The sequence below is a fragment of the Pseudoclavibacter sp. CFCC 14310 genome (assembly GCF_008831165.1).
Taxonomy (GTDB): domain Bacteria; phylum Actinomycetota; class Actinomycetes; order Actinomycetales; family Microbacteriaceae; genus Pseudoclavibacter_A.
Genome location: NZ_WBKC01000004.1, coordinates 405,781 through 424,338 on the forward strand (window position 1 = coordinate 405,781; position 18,558 = coordinate 424,338).

Genomic DNA, 18,558 nt, shown 5'->3' on the forward strand with positions numbered 1-18,558 from the left:
GTCAGCTGGCCTTCCGGGGCTGACGCAGCACGACACGAGCGTCTTCGGCGCGCAGCACCTTGGTGCGCAGCACGGAGTCTGACAGACGCAGCAGACGGTCGACCTCGTTGATGGTGTCAGGAGTCGAGCTGATCTGCACGAAGGCGTAGCTCCCCTCGGTCTTCTTCTGAATGGGGTATGCGAACTGACGACGACCCCAGATGTCGACGTTGTCGACGGTGCCGCCCTCTTTCGGGACGACAGCCAGGAACTTCTCGATGGTCGTGGCAACCTTTCGGTCATCCACCGACGGATCGAGAATCACGGCCAGCTCATACTTGTTGATGTTCTGAGACATGAATCACCCACCTCCTTCGGACTCGAACGGCCGCAGAGCTCTTCTGCAGCAGGAGGGTAATCTCACTGTCCGGTCGTCGACACACGGATGCGACGGCACAGACCGACCAATTATATCAGCAGCAGGAGCAGTTCTGCCAGAGTCACCTGAGCAGATGCCGCCGGATGTCCTCGCCGACCGCACGCATCTGCGCCAGCGCCTCGTCGCGCCGGTCATCGCCGCGACGCCAGTTCGCGAGCACCGCGTAGGCGACTCGACGTGTCTGCGACATCGCGACGCCGATGTCGGCGCGGGCGCAGCCGATCGTGCCCGTCTTGTTCCAGAGCCACACTTCAGGGTCGTAGTAGTAATGCGAGAGCGGGTCGACGTTGAATGCGCTGGCGACCATCGAGCAGTCCATGCCGGCGCCCAGCCACCGGGTGAAGACGTCGATGCTCGACGATGTGAGCGTCTCGCCGCGTGCGATGCGCGCCACGAAGTCCGCGAGCTCTCGCGCACTGCCATGCGAAAGCGTCGGCGACTGCCCTGGCTGCATGGGCCAGCGCACGATGTCGTCGAGACCCGAGTCACGATAGCCCAGCCGCTCGGTATGCTGCTGCACGGCATCCAGCCCCACCACTCGACACAGCGTGTTCGTGGCGGCGTTGTCACTCACCGCGCCGATCAGCGTGCAGATGTCGTAGACGCTGAGCGTGTCAGCCTGCAGCAGATACCAGAGCCCGGAATTGTCGATGACCTCCGACGGGCGACGTGTGATCCGCTCTTCAAGCACCCGCTCTCCGCGATCGACCTGATCGAGCACAGTGTGCAGCAGAAAGACCTTGCCGACGCTCGCGGTGTTGAGCACTCGATCGACGGAGTGCTCCAGCAGCACCTCGCCGGTGTCGATGTCGAACACCTTGGCCGACCACTGCATGGTCTCATCGTCGTGCACCTGCATCAGATCTCCTCCTGCTCGCCCCGAACGAAGGCGCTCAGACGCCCTGTCCACGCCTTCGTCGACGCCTGCACCGTGATGCGATCGCCGGTGAGGTCGGCCACCGCGGTCGCCAGCGTATACAGGTCGTCACGCCGGTTCAGCACGCCGGGCGCGCGCAGTGCCGCCAGCACACCGGCGGCATCCACCGTGCCCGACGACGTCTCAGCACTCTCGACCGCCGACGACAGGGCACGACGCCGAGCGCGGCTCTCGGCGAGCCACTCGTCGTCATCGGCGACGCTCAGCCCGGCCTGCGTGCCGTCGACGAGACGCAGATGGTTGGTGTGGCAGACCGCGGCGGAGGCTGCGGAGACCTCGCTCACCCGCCCGGCCGCGTTCTCGATCACGTCGGCTCGACCGGCGAGGGCATCTGCGATGTCGAACGAGAAGCCTCCGGCGCACGGAGTCTCGCGCACCACACGGCGCGCCGCCTCCCCGTCAGACTGGCGTTGGGCGTGACGCGCGACGAAGTGCCGTCCACAGCCGGTCACGGCGGGGGTCGTCACGGGAACGTGGTCGAGGCCGAAGACCAGGCCCGCCGAGGTCGCGACGAACGAATTCGCGGGCAGCATTCCCGGGTACCAGATCACGGTGCAGCTGGGGTCGCCATCGATGTCGAGTGTGATGAGACGCACATCGTCGCGGAGATGGGCGTCTCCGTCTTCGTTGTGGCCCAGCACGACGTGGCCCTCGTTCGCCGTGCAGACGTCTGAGCACCCAGTGCCGTCGCGACCGAGATCACCGCGCAGGTTGTACACCCAGAGATCGAGTTCGTGCTGACCGGCCCCTGCAGCGATCCAGGCGAGCTCCTGTGCCTCAACGGGCAGCTGTCGAGTGGTGCTGTCGATGATGCGGCTCAGTCGTTCGGCCCATTGCGGGTCGTCGATTCGACTCATCAGCGACTGCCACTGCTGATCGACACGGCTGCGCACCGAGGCGATCAGCTCGGCATGATGGCGACCGAGGGCGAGAAAGACCGACTCGCGATCACCGCGAAAGACCGTCCATGGCAGACCCGCGACAGTCGGCAGCGACTCGACCTGGGCGGTCATGCAGGCAGCCCGGTGACATGCTCGCGAATCTGCTCGCCGATGGCATGCATCGCCCGCAGCACAGGAGCACGCAGATCGTCGGGCTCACCCTTCCAGTTGGCGGCGACCGCATAGGCGACGCCTGACTGCGGCCCACTGACGACGCCCACATCGATACGGGCGAAGTCGGTGCTGCCGGTCTTATGACGCAGCACCATCTGCTGATACTCGGGTTCGACGTGTGCGAGAGGGTCAAGCAGGAACGCATCGGCGACCATCGAGGTGTCGACGTCTGCGGCAAGCCAGTCGAGCACCTGCTCGCTGACGGCAGCCGAAATGATCTCGCGACGCCCGAGCCGCCCGATCACGTCGCTGAGCTCGGCGGCGGTGCCGTACGACGGCGTCCAGGGCAGATCGGGGGTGCGCTCGTTGCGAATGTAGTCATGCAGTGACGTGCGCGCATACCCCAGCTCCGGTGCGACCGCGCGCACTGAGTCGAGGCCGCACAGATGGATGAGCGCGTTGGTCGCCAGATTGTCGCTGACCGCACCAACCAGAAGAGCGGCGTCATGCACGGTGATGCGCTGATCGTGCATGCGATACAGCAGACCTGAATCGGCGACACGCAACTCGTCGGGAATCTCGATGCGCTGCTCCGCGACCAGGCTGCCTTCGTCGAGTCGCCGCGCAGTCTCGATCAGCAGAAAGATCTTGCCGATGCTTGCGGTCTCACACTGCGTATCGGGCTGGTGCGAGGCGAGCACCTCGCCGGTCTGCGCATCGGCGGCCTGGATCGACCAGGTCACACGTGGATGCAGCTCGGGAATCTCGATGGTCACTGCGGCTCCTTGTCGGTCGTTGCGGTGTCGGTCGTTGCGGGGTCGGTCGTTGCGGTGTCGGTCATGGTCTGCGCTCCCGTCGGCGTGGCGGCCAGCTGTTCATGGCGATGTTCGAAGGGCGTACTCAGAATGATCGTGGTTCGAGTTGTGACCCGGGCATGAAGACGGATGCTGCCGATCAGCTGTTCCAGCGCGTCGGGCCCTGCCACGCGCACGAACAGCACGTAGCTGGCCGCGCCTGCCACCGAGTAGCACGAGACGATGCCCTCGACGTGATGCAGCCGCTCGGGGGCGTCGTCCCGCTGCCCGGGATCGACCGGGGTGATCTCGATGAGGGCGGTCAGCGAACGCCCGAGCCGGTCGTAGTCGACTCGTGCCTGATAGCCCGTGATGAGTCCCGTGCTCTCAAGCCGGCGCAGACGCAGCTGCACGGCCGACGTCGACAGCCCGGTCGCATCGGCCAGTGCGGCGAGACGTGCCCGCCCATCGCGCATCAGCAGATCGATGATGATGCGGTCGATCTCGTCGACTCTCTCAGTCATCAGGCATCACCTCTCTGCGTCTCAGATCGACTCGACGACCAGACGGGGATGCTCCGACGCGGGAGCGCACAGCCGGGCAGTCGCGCCCATGGGAACGCTCGGCGCTTCGGGGTCATGCCCGATGCCCAGCTCCCAGGCCACTGGAACGCCCAGATCGCCCACGTAGTGCATCATGAGCGCACGAACGTCGTCGGACGGAGCGCAGTCGTGCCATGAGCCGAACACGATGCCGGCGGCCGCACGCAGCCAGCCGCAGCGCTGCAGCTGGATCATGAGGTTGTCGAGTCGGTAGAGGTCTTCTTCGATGTCTTCGAGAATCGCGATGCCTCCCGTGGGCAGCGTGAACTCAGGGGCACCGATCGATGCCGCGATCAGACTCAGATTGCCGCCGAAGGTACGCCCTCGCACCTCGCCGGCGACGAGCGTCTCGGCCTGAGGCCCGGCGATCACCCGACCGCCCCACGGCTCCATCATCCAACGATGCACATCGGCTCGAATAAACGACGAATCGTGAAACACCGCGTTGGCCGGCATCGGGCTGAACAGCGTGGGAACGCCGACGTTCGCACCCCAGGCCTGATGCAGGGCGGTGACGTCGGATGACCCCGTGAGCAGCTTGGCTCGCCCGGCCGCGCTGATGCGCGCGTCACGCATCGCCGACCAGTCGATCTCGTCGAGCAGCCGCATCGCACCATACCCGCCGCGCAGACAGACCACCGCCTGCGCCTCCGGGTCGAGCCATGCCTCGACGAGGTCGGCCCGGCGATCGTCGTCGGTGCCCGCAAGGTAGGGCAGCTGCCGGTCGGTGTCGTGGGCGTGGCGACCGACGACGGGACGCAGCCCCCAGATGCTCAGCTGCTCGACGGCATACGCGATGCTGGCCGCGCTGCTCGGGCCGGAGGGTGCCACCAAGCGCACGCGATCACCCGGGCGCAGCGGCGCCTCGCTGAGAAAGGCGTCGTCGAGAAAGCCCGCATCCGTGCTGGCATGGCCATGGTCGGCAACGCCGACGGTCTGGGGTGCCGCGCTCACGCCGTCACCCGCTCGATCTGCGGAGCCGCCTGCAGCAGCTTCTTGGTGTAGTCGTCCTGCGGGTCGAGCAGCACCTGTTCGGTCGTGCCGTGTTCGACGATGCGCCCCTGGTGCATCACGGCGACGGTGTCGGCGATGTTCCAGGCCAGACCGAGGTCGTGCGTGATCACCAGTGCAGAGAGCCCCAGGCGACGACGCAGCCCCAGCAGCAGGGCGAGGATCTCGCCGCGAACCGACGCGTCGAGCGAGGCGACCGGCTCGTCAGCGATGAGCATCGACGGATGCAGCGCGAGCGCGCCTGCGATCACGACCCGCTGGCGCTGCCCGCCCGAGAGCTCCTGTGGAATCGCTCCCAGATAGCGCGATGCGGGGCGCAGCTCGGCGTTCTCGATGCTCTCGACCACGCGTGCGTGCTCGTCACCGCCGTAGCCCTGGATGCGCAGCCCCTCGGCCACTGACTCGTAGACGCTGAGCTTGGGGTTCAGCGCCGCCGATGGATCCTGCAGCACCAGCTGCACCTGCTGACGAAAGCGCCTCAGCTCTTTCGACCGCGTCGGAATGGGGCTGCCCGAGTAGAGCACCTCGCCGCCGGGATCGACGGGCTGCAGACCGAGCAGCGCACGGGCGAGACTCGTCTTGCCCGACCCCGACTGGCCCACCAGTGCGAGAATCTCGCCGCGATGGCAGGCGAGGTTGACATCGTGCACAGCCGTGTGCGGGCGTTTGCCGGTGCGGTAGGTGATCGACACGTTGCGCGCTTCGAGCAGCACCTCATCGGTCATCTCGTGGTTCAGCCCGTCATCGGGTTTGTCTCGATGCTGGCGCGTCACCGGATGCATGCGCGAGGCGAGGTCGCCGATCGTCGGGAAGGCGTGTGCGAGCTGCTGAGTGTACGGCTCACTGGGCTCTGTGCAGATGCGGTGCGACTCGCCCACCTCGACCAGTTCGCCGCCGCGCATCACGGCGATGCGCTCGCACGCGGTGGCGAGCACAGAGAGGTCGTGACTGATCATCAGCAGTGAGATGCCCCGCTCGGTGACGAGGTGGGCGATCATGTCGAGAATCTGCTTCTGAACGATCACGTCAAGCGCGGTCGTCGGTTCGTCGGCGATGATGATCTGCGGTTCGCAGGCCAGTGCCATGGCGATCATCACGCGCTGTTTCTGCCCACCCGAGAGTTCGTGCGGGTAGCTGGCGGCCTTGGCCTTGGCCAGGTCGACCGATTCCAGCAGCTCGTGCAGACGGGCACGCCGTGCCTCTGCGGTCTTCCATTTGCCCTTGGTGTGCAGTTCGAGGGCCTCGAGAATCTGCTGCCCCACCGTGCGCACGGGGTTGAGTGAGTGCATGGCCCCCTGAAAGACGATCGAGGCCTCGGCCCAGCGCACGGCTCGCAGTTCGCCGAAGCTCAGCTCGTCGACTCGCTTGTCGCCGAGCAGCACTTCGCCATCGATGCGGGCGTTCTTGGGCAGCAGCCTGAGCGCGCTCATGGCAAGCGTCGACTTGCCCGAGCCCGATTCGCCGGCGAGACCGAGGGTGCCGCCTTCCGGAAGAGCGAGCGAGACCCCCTTCACCGCGGCGACGGTGCCTCGGTCGTTGCGACCCGAGGTGCGATAGGTGATCGAGACGTTGTCGAAGACGAGATCCGGCATGGTCAGCGGCTCCTCAGTGTGGGGTTGACGATCGACTCGACGGCGCGGCCGACCAAGGTGAAGGCGAGCACGACCAGAAGAATCGCGATGCCGGGAACGAGCACGTACCACCAGTACCCGCTCGTCGCAGCCGAGACGTCCATGGAGTTCTTCAGGATGGTGCCCCAAGACTGCTGGTTCGGGTCGCCGAGGCCCAAGAACGCCAGCGTCGATTCCGAGATCACGGCAGACCCGACGGTCAGCGTCGTGTTGGCCATCACCAGCGGCATGACTGCGGGCAGCACGTGCTTGAAGATGACGTGCCAGTGCCCGGCGCCGAGCACGCGCGAGCGCTCGATGTAGGCGCGCGACTCGACCGACAGCGTCTGCGCCCGCACCACTCGGGCGGTCGAGGCCCATGAGGTGATGCCGATGGCGATCACGATCGTCAGCACGCCGCGCGACAGCACGGTCGAGAGCACGATCGCAAGAATGAGCGACGGCAGAACCAAGAAGAAGTCGACGATGCGCATCAGCAGCCCGCCGGTGAACCCGGTGAAGTGGCCGGCCGCCATACCGATCACGGTGCCGATGATCATCGACATCGCAGTGGCGGCGAACGCGACGATCAACGAGACTCGGGCGCCCCACAGCATCCGCACCCAGAGCTCACGGCCCTGATGGTCGGTGCCGAGAGGATGCGCCAGTGACGGCGGTGCGAAGCGTGGCTGATCCATGAGCTGCGTGACGTCGAGCATGCGCGCAGGAGCGATCACGGGAGCGAGAATGGCCAGCAGCACGATGACGACCAAGAAGATCAGACCGACCATGCCTGAACGGCTGTGGCTGAACAGTCGGAACGAGTCGCCGATGGCCTGAGTGCGGCGGCGCCAGGCCAGCCGTCTGGGTGATGTGGTGGATGCCATGGTGGTTTCGGTCGTGGTGGTCATGCCCGCCTCACTCTCGGGTCAAGCTGCCGGTAGATGAGGTCGGCGATCAGGTTCATCAGGATGATGATCGCTGAGAAGACGACGAAGGTGCCCTGCAGCAGCGGCAGGTCAGGACCGCTGATCGCCTCATAGGTGAGTTTGCCGAGACCTGGCCATGAGAACACCGTCTCGACGGTGACGGCGCCGGCGATCAGACCGCCGAGGTGCATGAAGACCAGTGTCACCGTCGGCAGCAGCGCGTTCGGCACTGCGTGACGGCGACGAACGAGATCTTCGCGCAGGCCTTTGGCACGTGCGGTCGTGAGGTAGTCGGCCGACATCTCTTCGAGCAGCGAAGCGCGCATCACCATGACGTACTGGGCGTAGATGACCGCGACCATGGTGATCACGGGAAGAATCATGTGGCTGATCACGTCGAGCACCAGTCCGAAGCCGCTCGAAGGTGCGTTGGGCGAGACCATGCCGCCGGTCGGGAACCAGTGCAGCGTGCCCCCGAAGACCATCAGCAGAATCAGGCCGAGCCAGAAGGTCGGCACCGACCAGAACACCAGCGACGTGCCGGTCGTGATCTTGTCGAACAGACCGCCGGCCTGCCAGGCCGCCTTCTGCCCGAGCCAGAGGCCGAGTGCGATCGCGATGACCGCAGAGGTCGCCGTGAGCAGCAGCGTCGGGCCGAGATACTGCACGATCAGCGATGACACCGACTGGTGGTACACATAGCTCTCGCCGAAGTTGCCCGAGAACACGTTGACCAGATAGTCCCAGAACTGCGCGAGCAGCGGTTTGTCCAGGCCGTACTCCTGCCGCAGCTGGGCGATCTGCTCGGCGCTCATCTGCTTCTCACGCGCCATGGCACGCACCGGGTCGCCGGGCAGGATCTTGAACGCGAAGAATCCGAGCACGATGACCATGGCGAGGCTGATGAGCGCCCCGCCGACCTTGTTCAGCAGATACCGCAGACCTGAGCCGCCGCCAGCGACGCTCTCTTCGTCTGCCTCGTTCTGCAGCACCGCCCCGACGGGCGCCACGACATCAGGCATGTCGACTCCTTGAAATCTCGACTGTTGCAGTTGTGTCTGCCGACCGTCGCGAGACGGCCGGCAGACGAAGCGGGGTGCGCCCGACCTCTGCGAGCGCACCCCTATGAAGCATTCTCGACCTATTCGACGTCGTCAGCGCGCTTCTTGCGACGAGCGAAGAAGATGACGCCGCCGATGATCACCACGACGAGCACTCCTGCGCCCACCCACAGACCGACTGCGGTGCCTGACCCGCTGCCTGCCTCTGACGCCGGCTCGACGTTGATGTAGCTCCAGTAGCCTGCCTGACCGGCGATCATGCCGTTCGAGGCAGGCTGCGTGCCGAATCCGGTGAATCGATCCGAGCGGTAGGCCTCAAGCGCCTTGCCGTACCACAGCGCGACCTGGGCGGTGTCGTCGTAGTTCAGACGCAGCATGTCGCGAACGATCTCGGTGCGCTTGTCATGATCCTGCTCTGAGCGCTGCTGTGCGTACAGCTTGTCGAACTCAGGGTTGCAGTAGCCGTCCTGCGTGGTGCCGTTGTTTCCTTCGGCATCGGGCAGGTTCTCACACGTGTTGATGCCGAGCTGGTAGTCGGGGTCGGGGTTCACGCTCCAGCCGCTGAAGTACATGTCGTAGTCGCCCTTGGCCGCGCGATCGCTGATCGTGTCGGAGTCAGACGACTGCACGTCGACGGCGATGCCGATCGACTGCATCCACGGCTTGAAGTACTCGGCGATCGACTGCTCGGTCGGTTCGTCGGCGTCGACGAGCAGTCGCAGCGACAGCTTCTGCCCGTTCTTCTCGCGGATGCCGTCGGCGCCGGCCTTCCAGCCGTCGTTTTCGAGCAGCTGCTTGGCGGCGTCCGGGTCGAAGCTCTTGATCACTGAGTCGTCATCCGGCAGGTGCCACTGGTCGAAGGCCGAGGGGATGAAGCTGGTCGCCACAGTGCCCTGACCGTCGAGCACCTGTTTGAGCAGTGCCTCGGAGTCGGTGCCCTGTCGAATGGCCTGTCGCACGGCTTTGTCCTGCAGCGCCGGTGATCCGGTGCCGTAGGCCTCGCCCTCGGGCGTCTTGAGCCCGGAGTTGATGCTGATCGAGGTGTACCTGCGGCCCTCGCCCGAATGGGTGGTGACGCCGTCGGCGCCGTTGAGCGCGTTGAACTGCGTCGGGCTCAGCCCGGTCACGAAGTCGATGTCGCCTGAGCGCAGCGCCTGCACCTGTGCGTCTGAGTTCGTGTAGTAGACGTACTGGATGCCGTCGATCTTGGGGCGACCCTGCCAGAAGTTGTCATTGGCCTTGAGCGTGATCGACTGGTTGGCCGAATAGCTCGAGAGCAGGAACGGCCCTGACCCCACGACATCGGTGTCGTTGGCGTAGTCGCCCTTGTCGGCGATGCCCTCCCAGACGTGCTTCGGCACCACCGGAATCTCGAGGCCGGGGTTCGGCGCCTGGGGGGTCTTGAGGTTGATGACCAGAGTCTGGTCGTCGGGGGCCTCGACGCTCTCGAAGTTCGAGACCAGGTTGCCGTTGGCCGTGCCGAGCTTTGAGTCGTTCATCATCTGCTCGTAGGTGAACTTCGGGTCTGCCGAGGTGATCGGCTGGCCGTCAGACCATTTCAGGTCGGACTGCATCTTGTAGACCCAGCGTTTGCCGTCCTCTTCGACCGTCCATGAGTCGGCCAGGCCCTTGGTCGGAGATCCGTCCTGCTGATCGTTCTGCACCAGGTTCTCGTAGACATTGCGCAGAATCTGCGTGGGCGTCAGGTAGATCGAGGTGAACGGGTTGAAGCTGTCGACGTGGCCCGACGTGGCGATGCGCAGCACCTGTTCGCTGCCCTCGCCCTCTGCCTGCGTCGTCACAGACGACTGCGCCGGCTCGGCGAATGCCGCAGCGCCGATGCCGAAGGCAGAGCCCATCACCAGTGCCGCGGTCGTGAACGTTGCGGCCAGCGGTCGCACCCGTCGAGAGATTTTTCCAGATCGCATAGTAGCTGTTCCTTTGTTCAGAGATCGATGATCATGACGGGATCATCAGCTCGCTAACATGATGCAAGCCGATGGCCCGACACACGTCAAACCGAAACAGGGCTTTCGTTGATCTTTTTACGTATCGGAAACAATGTTGTGACTTAGCAGAATCGCTCGTTGAATTCATGCGCCCTTGCATGAATCATGGATCTTTTCCAGCGCCATCGCTTCCCACTGCACCAGTTTACTCGTCTGGCCGGGCATATGCCGAACGATGGCGCAACGTATATATGATGCGTATCATGCCAGAATCCCCTCACGCCCCTCATAGTCTTCTGCACCGGATGACCGGCCCTCTCGCCATCGAGGGCCAGTGGATCTCTCCGTGGGTGACATTCGACTTCGGAGCCACCGAGATCGTGCCCTCCTGGAACCTCTCGGCTCCGCCCGAGGCGACGGTCGTCGTCTCACTGGAGGCTCGTCTCGACGACGGCACCACCACCGGCTGGCTGCCGACAGCCCACTGGAACGACCTGCCTGCCGACATCACCACGCCGTCGGCGACGACGCGTTCCAGCGAATCCTCCGACACCTCCGCACAGACGACTTCGCAGATCGTGTCTCTGCAGGTCGACACGCTCACGGCCGCGGCCCCCAGGCGCCTGAACGCCGCACGGCTGAAGATAGAGACAGATGCGCAGCCAGCCGGTGAGGCGGCCGTCCAGGTCGTGCTGCATCTTGCCGCCCTCTCCGGTTTCGCGCCCGGCAAGTGCCAGCATCACGAGCAGGTCCAGAATCACGAGCAGGGCGCGAATGAGCAGGGCGCGAACGCCTCTCGGAAGCCCCGGACAGCACCGCTCGCCGTGCCGGTGCGATCACAGATGCTGCACGCCGACACTCACCGAGCGGTCGGCGGCGGCGGCGAATCGTGGTGCTCGCCGACCTCGATGGTGATGCTGCAGGAGTTCTGGCGCGGTCGTCCCCTCGACGCCGAGACGAAAGAGCATCCGGTGCCGTGGACGGCGCTGCGCACCTACGATGCCGCATACTCGCGCGCCGGAAACTGGTCGTTCAACGTCGCCCATGTCGGCCGCCGCGAAGCCGACGGTCAGGGCCTCGAGGCTCTCGTGACTCGGCTGCACAGTCTGGCCGAGGCGCAGACGCTGACCGACGGCGGCATTCCCCTGGCGGCCTCAGTGTCGTTCACCAGCGACGAGCTGCCAGAGGCCGGCTACGAGACCGACGGGCATCTGCTCGTCATCGCGGGTTTCACAGCGAGCGGCGACGTGGTCGTGAACGACCCGGCCGCACCGGACGACGCCGGCGTGAGACGCACATACCCTCGCGGAGTCTTCGACCTGGCATGGCGGCGCAGCAACCGAACCGTCTATCTCGTGCACCCGACCGACGTGCCGCTTCCGCCCGCGCCCGCCGACGAGCCGACCTGGTAAGCGGGGCGGCTCACTCCGACAGCAGCACCGCCAGCATTTCGATGCGCTGGTACAGCGTCGGCAGCACGATGTGTTCGCTCACCGCATGCGCTCCGCCGCCCAGCGGGCCGAATCCGTCCACGGTCGGCACGCCAAGCGACCCGACCAGATTCGTGTCACCGGCGCCGGCGGCCGGTCGGCCTGAGATCTCGACCCCCATCGCCGCACCGGCCCGCGCGACCCGATCGCAGAGCGCCGCGTCGGCATCCCCCGCCAGCCATGCCGGGCGGTGGCTGAGCACCTCGACGTCGACCACTGCTCCCTCGCGAACCGGAGTCAGATGCTGCAGGGCGTCGAGCACGGTGCGCTCCGACTCGCCGTCGATGAAGCGCAGCCCCAGCTCGGCTTCGGCCTGCGCCGCCACCACGTTGGCGCGGGTACCGCCGCTGATCGTGCCCGAGTTGCACAGCACCTCGGTATGCTCGCTCGCTGCCGCCACGATGCCACGCACCCGCACGAGCTGGTCGACCAGCTCGTCGATCGCACTGATGCCCTTCTTCGGGTCGAGCGCGGCGTGGGCGGCACGCCCGGTGACCGCGATGCGCACTCGCGTGCTGCCGCGACGACCCACTTTCAGCGCTCCGTCGGGGTGCGGCGACTCGAACCCGATCGCTCCGGCGACGCCCTGCAGCGCACGCCGCATCAGCTGCTGTGAGGTCGGCGACCCGACCTCTTCGTCGGCCACGATGATGATGCGCACGGGGCGATGCTCACGATCTCGCAGCACCTCGAGCGCGGTGAGCATGCAGATCACACCGCTCTTCATGTCGTAGACGCCCGGCCCCCGAACGACGTCGCCGTCGACGGCCCACGGCACGTCGCCCTGCAGCGTGCCGAAGGGCCAGACCGTGTCGGAATGGCCGATCAGCAGCAGCGGCCGCAGGTCGGCCTCGCCCGGCGCGCCCGAAACGGCGGATGCTGCGGCGACGGGGGCGCCAGGTGCGGATTCGGCGGCCTGCGCGTCGAACCGGCCGGTGCCCGGCACCTCGATCAGCAGGTGTACGCCGGCCTCGGTCTCGACACGCTCGACCGTGCCGCCGACCGCCTCGAACCAGGCGCCGAGCAGATCGGTGATCTGCCGTGACGCTTCGAGGGCGAACGAGGGAGTCTCAAGCAAGACCAGCTCGCGCAGCCGTTCGAACACCTGCTCTCGGCCGTTCTGCACTCGCTCGTGGATCTCATTGCTCGTCGTCACCGCGTTCATCGTCGCTTCCTCTAGTCTCTCGTTCTGCGATCGCCATGCGTGCCCTGCACGCATGCTGTGCTCCCTGCGACTTCTGCACTCTCGAACCGCGCGGCAGTCGCACGTGCACGCTCGGCACTGCCACGGCCACTCTCGGCACTGCCACCGCCACTCTCGGCACTGCCACCGCCACTCTCGGCACTGCCACCGCCACTCTCGGCACTGCCACGGCCACACTGATGTGCAACAAATGTGGCGAAATCCGACGTTCACCACATTCATTGCACCTCAGATACAGCGCTCGGTACGAATTACACCAGAACGCTGCACGACCCGGCAGCACCTGACCGACCGGGTTCGACCGCCGATGCAGTGCGTCGTCGCGCCTTCATCACCGGTGACGCGACACATAACCATCACCGACGATGTGACACATAAACCGAGGATACCTTCCCTGAAGTAATGCGGGAGTCACCGTATATCTTGCTAACAAACCTGAAACATAGGATACGTATACTCGTCTTTTGTGAACACTTGCACGACTTCTCAGCCCGACTCGAAACGAGCGGCCGAGGCCGCGGGCCCGCATGACCTGGCGCTCTGGAGCGGCACGCTCTCGGAGCACGCCGAGTTCATCGAGGCCAGCGCGCTCTACAACCGCGTCTTCCGCTACGGCGACAAAGGGCTGGCCCTCAACAGCAACCTGCTCAGCGCCTTGGTGCACAACGGCGGCTCAGCGGTGGGCGTGCGGGCTCCCTCGGGCGACCTGATCGGCTTCGCCTACGGTTTCCCAGGAACCGACGGGACTCATTCTTTCCATTACTCTCAGGCAGCCGTCGTCGATCCGGCATTCCAAGGGCACGGCATCGGCCGCATGCTCAAAGAGCAGCAGAAGCAGGTGGCGCTGGGCTGGGGCTCTCACCGCATGCACTGGACGTTCGACCCGATGCTCTCACGCAACGGGCACTTCAACTTCAACTCGCTGGGCGGCGTCGGCGTGAAGTTCGTCGAAGACTACTACGGCCGCGAGCGCACCGACCGCGTGCTCGTCGAGTGGATTCTGGACGACCGCCCCGACCCCTATGCCCGATACCGCAGCCTCGCCCCGCAGACCGCACTGGGCGAGAGCGACTGGGGGCACGTGATCGCCGACGGCGATCGACGCTGGGTGCCGATCGATGCGGGCATCAGCTCTGGCGACGACGAGACAGAGGCGATCAGCTGGGGCCGGGCCAACCTGCGGTCGAGCCTGCACGACCTGTACGACCAGGGCTTCGTCATCGTGAGCTGCCGGCGTCTGACCGCTGAGACGTCGGTCTACCTCGCGGTGGAACGAGCCGATGATGCCCCGACGCCTGCACCGAAGAAGGCCGCAAAGTGACGCCAGACACCCCACAGGAACGAGCCGAGCGCCTGCACGACCGCGCCCTCTCATCACCGCACGACCGGTTCGGCGAACGTCTCAAGACGAACGCCACCGCAGAGGTGCTGCAGACCCGTCTGATGCAGGCTGAGGTCGCCTCGCTCAACACCACGTTCGAGCATCTGACCGAATCGGGCGCTCTGCCGGCGGCCGCTGCCGCCCTGCTCGGCGCTCGTCGTCGCTATATCGTGGGCGCAGGCAAGTCGGCGACCTACGCCGCGCTGCTCGCCGCCGACCTCTCGGCGGCACTCTCGAACGTGTTCAGCGTCGACGGCCAGTCGTTGACCGAGCTCACCGTGCTCACCGACGTGCGCGCCACCGACGTGCTCGTGGTCTTCTCGCTGCGTCGCTACCGCGCCGAGAGCGTGCGCTTCGGTCGCCTGTTCGCCGAGGCCGGCGGCACGCTGGTGGTCGTCACCGACTCGGCGGATGCCCCGCTTGCGTCGCTGGCGTCATGCCTCGTGATCGTGCAGACCGGTTCGGCCTCCTATGCCGACTCCCCCACATCCGTGGCAGCCGTCTGCCACGTGCTCAGCGCGCTCACCGCCGCGAGCGCCAAAGGCGCCCGACGACGGCTGACCCTGCGCGATCGCATCAGCGCCACGCTGGGGCTGTATCATGCAGAGCCGGTCGCAACCGACGCATCCGCCGCCGACAGCGACCCCGCAGACAAGGGCGACCGACGCGCGGGCGCGCGGCGCAGCGCAACCCGAAAGCACCGCAAGCACGACCACCAGAGAGGGAACTCCGACCGATGAAGATCACCCGCATCCAGCTGCACGAGGTGCGTCTGCCACTCGTGCACAGCTTTCAGACCAGCTCGCATCGCAAGTCGAGTCTCGATCACATTCTGGTCGAGCTGACCGACGACGCAGGTCGCACCGGCTGGGGTGAGATCGCCTCACCCGCCGACCCCTTCTACTGCCCAGAGACGACCGACACCGCCTGGCTGATCTCAGAGCGCTACCTCGTGCCCCGTGCGCTGGATGCCGACTGGGCGACGCCTGCCGAGCTCGAGACCGCCTGGGCGAAGATCCGCGGTCACGAGTTCACCAAGGCCGGCTTCGTCGGCGCGGCCTGGGACCTGTGGGCGAAGGCCGAGGGCGTCTCGCTGGCATCGGCGCTGGGCGGCACCCGGCACGAGGTGCGCGCGGGCGTGTCTCTCGGCATCGAGCCGACCATCGACGCGCTGCTCGAGCAGGTCGAGAAGCAGCTGGTCGCCGGTTACCACCGCATCAAGCTGAAGATCGCACCGGGGTGGGATCTCGAGCCGGTTCACGCAGTGCGTGCCGCGCACCCCGACATCGATCTGCACGTCGACGCCAACGGCGCGTACACCAGCGACGACCAGACGATCGACTACCTGTTGGGCCTTGACGCGGCGCATCTGACGATGATCGAGCAGCCTTTCGCCCCACGCGACTTCGTGGGGCACGCCCGACTGCAGCAGCGTCTGCAGACTCCGGTGTGCCTCGACGAGTCGGTGGTCTCGCTCGACGATCTGCAGACCATGATCGCGCTCGACGCCGGCCGCGTGCTCAACATCAAGGTGTCGCGCATGGGCGGGCTCACCGTCGCGAAGGCGGCACACGACCTTGCGACCGAGCATGGCATCCCCGTCTGGTGCGGCGGCATGCACGAGTTCGGCGTGGGGCGCGCTGCCAACGTGGCCATCTCGTCGCTGCCAGGCTTCACGCTGCCCTCAGACGTCTCAGGCTCGGACAAGTACTACGCTCGCGACGTCATCGTGCCGCCGGTCGTCGCGCACGACGGCACCGTGGCCGTGCCGTCGGCCCCGGGCATCGGACACGAGGTCGACGCCGATTGGGTCGCCGAGAACCGGCTGCGCCACCTCGACACCGATCTGGCGGAGTCGGCTCCGCACGGATCCGCTGAGATGCACACGGTTCCGCTCACATCGGCCTGATCCCAGCGAAACCGCGTACATCTCGACGGAACCGCGTACAGCTTCCCCCGCCCTGTCTCCCACCACAAGCACACCAGCACCCGCACGAAAGAAGTCACAATGTCAGCACCAGTCCTGTTCTTCGTCGACGAACTCGCCGAAGGCGTCAGCGCTGAACAGCGGTTCCACCAGGCCGATCCTGATGCGCCGCACATCAACGTCATGGATCTGAGCGTCACCCGCGGTGACGGCATCTTCGAGACGGCTGGCGTCCAGCACGGCATTCTGATGGCCATCGACGCGCATCTCGCCCGCTTCGCGCACTCGGCCGCCATGCTCGATCTGCCGAAGCCGCGGCTCGACGTCTGGCAGGCGGCCATCGAGGCCGCCGTCGCCGCACACGAGCCGGCTGATCTGCTCTCGGCGAAGTTCATCATGACCCGCGGAATCGAAGGCACCGGGGTGCCGGTCGGCTGGGTGTACGTCTTCGAAGGCGATGAGCACGACGGCGAGCGTGAGCATGGCATCTCAGCCGTCACTCTCGACCGCGGCTACCGTCACGACGTGGCGAAGACTTCGCCCTGGCTGCTGCAGGGCGCGAAGACTCTGTCATACGCGGTGAACAAGGCCGTGCTGCGCGAGGCCGCGCGGCGCGGCGCCGACGACGTCATCTTCATCAGCAGTGACGGCTTCGTGCTCGAGGGGCCGACCTCGAGCGTGATCCTGCTCATCGACGGGCGCTTCGTCACCCCGTCGACCGACCAGGGCATCCTCGCGGGCACCACGCAGGCCGACGCGTTCGCCGTGCTCGAGTCACTGGGCCATGAGACCGAGTACCGTGAGGTCACCGCCGACGAGCTGGGTCGTGTCGACGGCCTGTGGATGCTGTCGAGCACCCGGTGCGCGGCTCCCGTTCGCGAGCTTGATGGGCAGGCCATGCCGATCGCTCGTGAGATCACCGATCAGCTGAACGACGCGCTGCTGGTGCGCACGAAGTAGCACGCGCAAGCACAGCAGCACACGCGCAAGCACAGCAGCACAGAGGAGCACCATGTCGTCACAGAGCCTCACTGATTCCGCATCAGCGGCATTCCCCGCAGCAGCCGAGCTGCCGCTCGTCTTCGACGGGCACAACGACCTTGCCTGGGCCTGCCGCGAGCACCACGACTACCGTGTCGACGGAGTCGGAACGGGTCTGCCAGATCTGCACACCGACCTGCCACGGCTGAGAGCCGGTCGCGTCGGTGGCCAGTTCTGGTCGGTCTGGGTCGACGACGAGGCGCTGCACGGCGCCGAGCAGGTGACCGCGACGCTGGAGCAGATCGACTTCGTGCATCGGCTGGCGGCGCAGTATCCCGACGATCTGCAGCTGGCCCGCACTGCGGCAGACGCTCGGCAGGCCATGCAGCGCGGCCGTATCGCATCGCTGATCGGCATCGAGGGCGGCGACCAGATCGACGAGTCGCTTGGCGTACTGCGCTCGTACGCCCGGCTCGGCGCCCGCTATATGACGCTCACCTGGGCTCAGACGATTCCGTGGGCAGACTCGTCAACTGACGAACCGCGCAGTCATGGGCTGAGCGAGTTCGGCCGGGAGGTGGTCGCCGAGATGAACCGCATCGGCATGCTGGTCGACCTCGCCCACGTCTCGGATGCGACCATGAGCGACGCGCTCGACGCATCCACCCTGCCCGTGCTGGTGAGCCATTCAGGAGCGCGCGCCCTGTGCGACCACCCGCGCAACGTGCCTGACGAGCTGATTCGGCGCATCGGTGCCACCGGAGGCTTGCACATGGTGGCCTTCGTGCCCTCGTTCGTCAGCCAGGCGCGACGCGACTGGGTCATCGGCGGCGAGCAGGGAGAGCCGCCGATGGTGACCGTCGCCGACGTCGCCGACCACATCGAGCACGTGCGCGATCTCGCAGGCGTCGACGCCGTCGGAATCGGCGCTGACTACGACGGCACGGGCAGCATGCCCAGCGGACTCGACGACGTCAGCGGCTACCCCCGGCTGCTCGCCGAGCTCGCCGACCGTGGCTGGTCGAACGCAGATCTCGACAAAGTCGCCCACGAGAACGTGCTGCGCGTTCTGGAGGCCTCAGACGCGAACCACCTCGCCTTTCTCGCAGGCGAGCGCTGAGGGCACGCCCGCGCGGCATCCCACGACCAGCATTCATCGACAGACCACCTGCACCGACAGACCGGCTCCATAGGCAGACCGGTTGCACT

Annotated in this window: 17 protein-coding genes; 6 read left to right on the top strand and 11 right to left on the bottom strand. The window is 66.2% G+C overall.

Annotated elements, in window-relative coordinates:
• Position 1: 1 nt before the first annotated feature.
• The 10 genes from rpsF to F8O06_RS11395 all read right to left on the bottom strand — a co-directional run bounded on the left by rpsF (position 2) and on the right by F8O06_RS11395 (position 10,345).
• On the bottom strand, positions 2-337 hold the full coding sequence (gene rpsF / locus F8O06_RS11350) for a 30S ribosomal protein S6 (RefSeq protein WP_225732897.1): 336 nt from the start codon (positions 335-337) through the stop codon (positions 2-4).
• Positions 338-479: 142 nt separating this feature from the next.
• Complete coding sequence (locus F8O06_RS11355; RefSeq protein ID WP_158038655.1) at positions 480-1,277, bottom strand: serine hydrolase; 798 nt, start codon at positions 1,275-1,277, stop codon at positions 480-482.
• Positions 1,277-2,368, bottom strand: coding sequence for a C45 family autoproteolytic acyltransferase/hydolase (locus F8O06_RS11360; RefSeq protein WP_158038656.1), 1,092 nt, complete (start codon positions 2,366-2,368; stop codon positions 1,277-1,279). Before F8O06_RS11360 ends, F8O06_RS11355 begins: the two co-directional genes overlap by 1 nt.
• A complete protein-coding gene (locus tag F8O06_RS11365) occupies positions 2,365-3,186 on the bottom strand; it encodes a serine hydrolase (RefSeq protein ID WP_225733487.1) in 822 nt (273 codons plus the stop codon). Before F8O06_RS11365 ends, F8O06_RS11360 begins: the two co-directional genes overlap by 4 nt.
• Complete coding sequence (locus F8O06_RS11370) at positions 3,183-3,728, bottom strand: Lrp/AsnC family transcriptional regulator (RefSeq protein WP_158038657.1); 546 nt, start codon at positions 3,726-3,728, stop codon at positions 3,183-3,185. Before F8O06_RS11370 ends, F8O06_RS11365 begins: the two co-directional genes overlap by 4 nt.
• 21 nt (positions 3,729-3,749) lie before the next feature.
• Entirely contained in the window at positions 3,750-4,760 is a 1,011-nt protein-coding gene (locus F8O06_RS11375) for a S66 peptidase family protein (protein WP_158038658.1), read from the bottom strand.
• The gene (locus tag F8O06_RS11380) at positions 4,757-6,409 is read right to left on the bottom strand and encodes an ATP-binding cassette domain-containing protein (protein WP_158038659.1); all 1,653 of its coding nucleotides are present in this window, start codon (positions 6,407-6,409) and stop codon (positions 4,757-4,759) included. Before F8O06_RS11380 ends, F8O06_RS11375 begins: the two co-directional genes overlap by 4 nt.
• Before the next feature lie 2 nt (positions 6,410-6,411).
• Entirely contained in the window at positions 6,412-7,338 is a 927-nt protein-coding gene (locus tag F8O06_RS11385) for an ABC transporter permease (protein WP_225733488.1), read from the bottom strand.
• Positions 7,335-8,378, bottom strand: a complete 1,044-nt coding sequence (locus F8O06_RS11390; RefSeq protein ID WP_158030514.1) for an ABC transporter permease — start codon at positions 8,376-8,378, stop codon at positions 7,335-7,337. The genes F8O06_RS11385 and F8O06_RS11390 overlap by 4 nt, the downstream gene beginning before the upstream one ends.
• A 119-nt stretch (positions 8,379-8,497) precedes the next feature.
• Entirely contained in the window at positions 8,498-10,345 is a 1,848-nt protein-coding gene (locus F8O06_RS11395; protein WP_158038660.1) for an ABC transporter substrate-binding protein, read from the bottom strand.
• Between the two features lie 284 nt (positions 10,346-10,629).
• Between F8O06_RS11395 and F8O06_RS11400 the strand changes: the two genes are divergently transcribed.
• The gene (locus F8O06_RS11400; RefSeq protein WP_192496940.1) at positions 10,630-11,778 is read left to right on the top strand and encodes a C39 family peptidase; all 1,149 of its coding nucleotides are present in this window, start codon (positions 10,630-10,632) and stop codon (positions 11,776-11,778) included.
• 10 nt (positions 11,779-11,788) lie between these two features.
• On the opposite strand, the gene F8O06_RS11405 is transcribed toward F8O06_RS11400, so the two are convergent.
• The gene (locus F8O06_RS11405) at positions 11,789-13,021 is read right to left on the bottom strand and encodes a M20/M25/M40 family metallo-hydrolase (protein ID WP_158038662.1); all 1,233 of its coding nucleotides are present in this window, start codon (positions 13,019-13,021) and stop codon (positions 11,789-11,791) included.
• 505 nt (positions 13,022-13,526) lie between these two features.
• On the opposite strand from F8O06_RS11405, the gene F8O06_RS11410 reads away from it, so the two are divergent.
• The 5 genes from F8O06_RS11410 to F8O06_RS11430 all read left to right on the top strand — a co-directional run bounded on the left by F8O06_RS11410 (position 13,527) and on the right by F8O06_RS11430 (position 18,469).
• On the top strand, positions 13,527-14,381 hold the full coding sequence (locus tag F8O06_RS11410) for a GNAT family N-acetyltransferase (RefSeq protein WP_192496941.1): 855 nt from the start codon (positions 13,527-13,529) through the stop codon (positions 14,379-14,381).
• Positions 14,378-15,181 carry a MurR/RpiR family transcriptional regulator gene (locus F8O06_RS11415; RefSeq protein ID WP_225733489.1) on the top strand — a complete coding sequence of 268 codons (804 nt, stop codon included), beginning with the start codon at positions 14,378-14,380 and terminating at the stop codon, positions 15,179-15,181. The genes F8O06_RS11410 and F8O06_RS11415 overlap by 4 nt, the downstream gene beginning before the upstream one ends.
• On the top strand, positions 15,178-16,350 hold the full coding sequence (gene menC / locus F8O06_RS11420) for an o-succinylbenzoate synthase (protein WP_158038664.1): 1,173 nt from the start codon (positions 15,178-15,180) through the stop codon (positions 16,348-16,350). Before F8O06_RS11415 ends, menC begins: the two co-directional genes overlap by 4 nt.
• Before the next feature lie 99 nt (positions 16,351-16,449).
• Entirely contained in the window at positions 16,450-17,328 is an 879-nt protein-coding gene (locus tag F8O06_RS11425; protein ID WP_158038665.1) for an aminodeoxychorismate lyase, read from the top strand.
• A 52-nt stretch (positions 17,329-17,380) separates the two neighbouring features.
• Positions 17,381-18,469, top strand: coding sequence for a dipeptidase (locus F8O06_RS11430; protein WP_225733490.1), 1,089 nt, complete (start codon positions 17,381-17,383; stop codon positions 18,467-18,469).
• Positions 18,470-18,558 lie beyond the last annotated feature (89 nt).

What these genes read in the sequence shown, in the direction of transcription:
- rpsF (WP_225732897.1), bottom strand. Translation starts at nt 337, where the DNA reads ATGTCTCAGAACATCAACAAGTATGAGCTGGCCGTGATTCTCGATCCG.
- F8O06_RS11355 (WP_158038655.1), bottom strand. Translation starts at nt 1,277, where the DNA reads ATGCAGGTGCACGACGATGAGACCATGCAGTGGTCGGCCAAGGTGTTC.
- F8O06_RS11360 (WP_158038656.1), bottom strand. Translation starts at nt 2,368, where the DNA reads ATGACCGCCCAGGTCGAGTCGCTGCCGACTGTCGCGGGTCTGCCATGG.
- F8O06_RS11370 (WP_158038657.1), bottom strand. Translation starts at nt 3,728, where the DNA reads ATGACTGAGAGAGTCGACGAGATCGACCGCATCATCATCGATCTGCTG.
- F8O06_RS11380 (WP_158038659.1), bottom strand. Translation starts at nt 6,409, where the DNA reads ATGCCGGATCTCGTCTTCGACAACGTCTCGATCACCTATCGCACCTCG.
- F8O06_RS11385 (WP_225733488.1), bottom strand. Translation starts at nt 7,338, where the DNA reads ATGACCACCACGACCGAAACCACCATGGCATCCACCACATCACCCAGA.
- F8O06_RS11390 (WP_158030514.1), bottom strand. Translation starts at nt 8,378, where the DNA reads ATGCCTGATGTCGTGGCGCCCGTCGGGGCGGTGCTGCAGAACGAGGCA.
- F8O06_RS11395 (WP_158038660.1), bottom strand. Translation starts at nt 10,345, where the DNA reads ATGCGATCTGGAAAAATCTCTCGACGGGTGCGACCGCTGGCCGCAACG.
- F8O06_RS11400 (WP_192496940.1), top strand. Translation starts at nt 10,630, where the DNA reads ATGCCAGAATCCCCTCACGCCCCTCATAGTCTTCTGCACCGGATGACC.
- F8O06_RS11405 (WP_158038662.1), bottom strand. Translation starts at nt 13,021, where the DNA reads ATGAACGCGGTGACGACGAGCAATGAGATCCACGAGCGAGTGCAGAAC.
- menC (WP_158038664.1), top strand. Translation starts at nt 15,178, where the DNA reads ATGAAGATCACCCGCATCCAGCTGCACGAGGTGCGTCTGCCACTCGTG.
- F8O06_RS11425 (WP_158038665.1), top strand. Translation starts at nt 16,450, where the DNA reads ATGTCAGCACCAGTCCTGTTCTTCGTCGACGAACTCGCCGAAGGCGTC.
- F8O06_RS11430 (WP_225733490.1), top strand. Translation starts at nt 17,381, where the DNA reads ATGTCGTCACAGAGCCTCACTGATTCCGCATCAGCGGCATTCCCCGCA.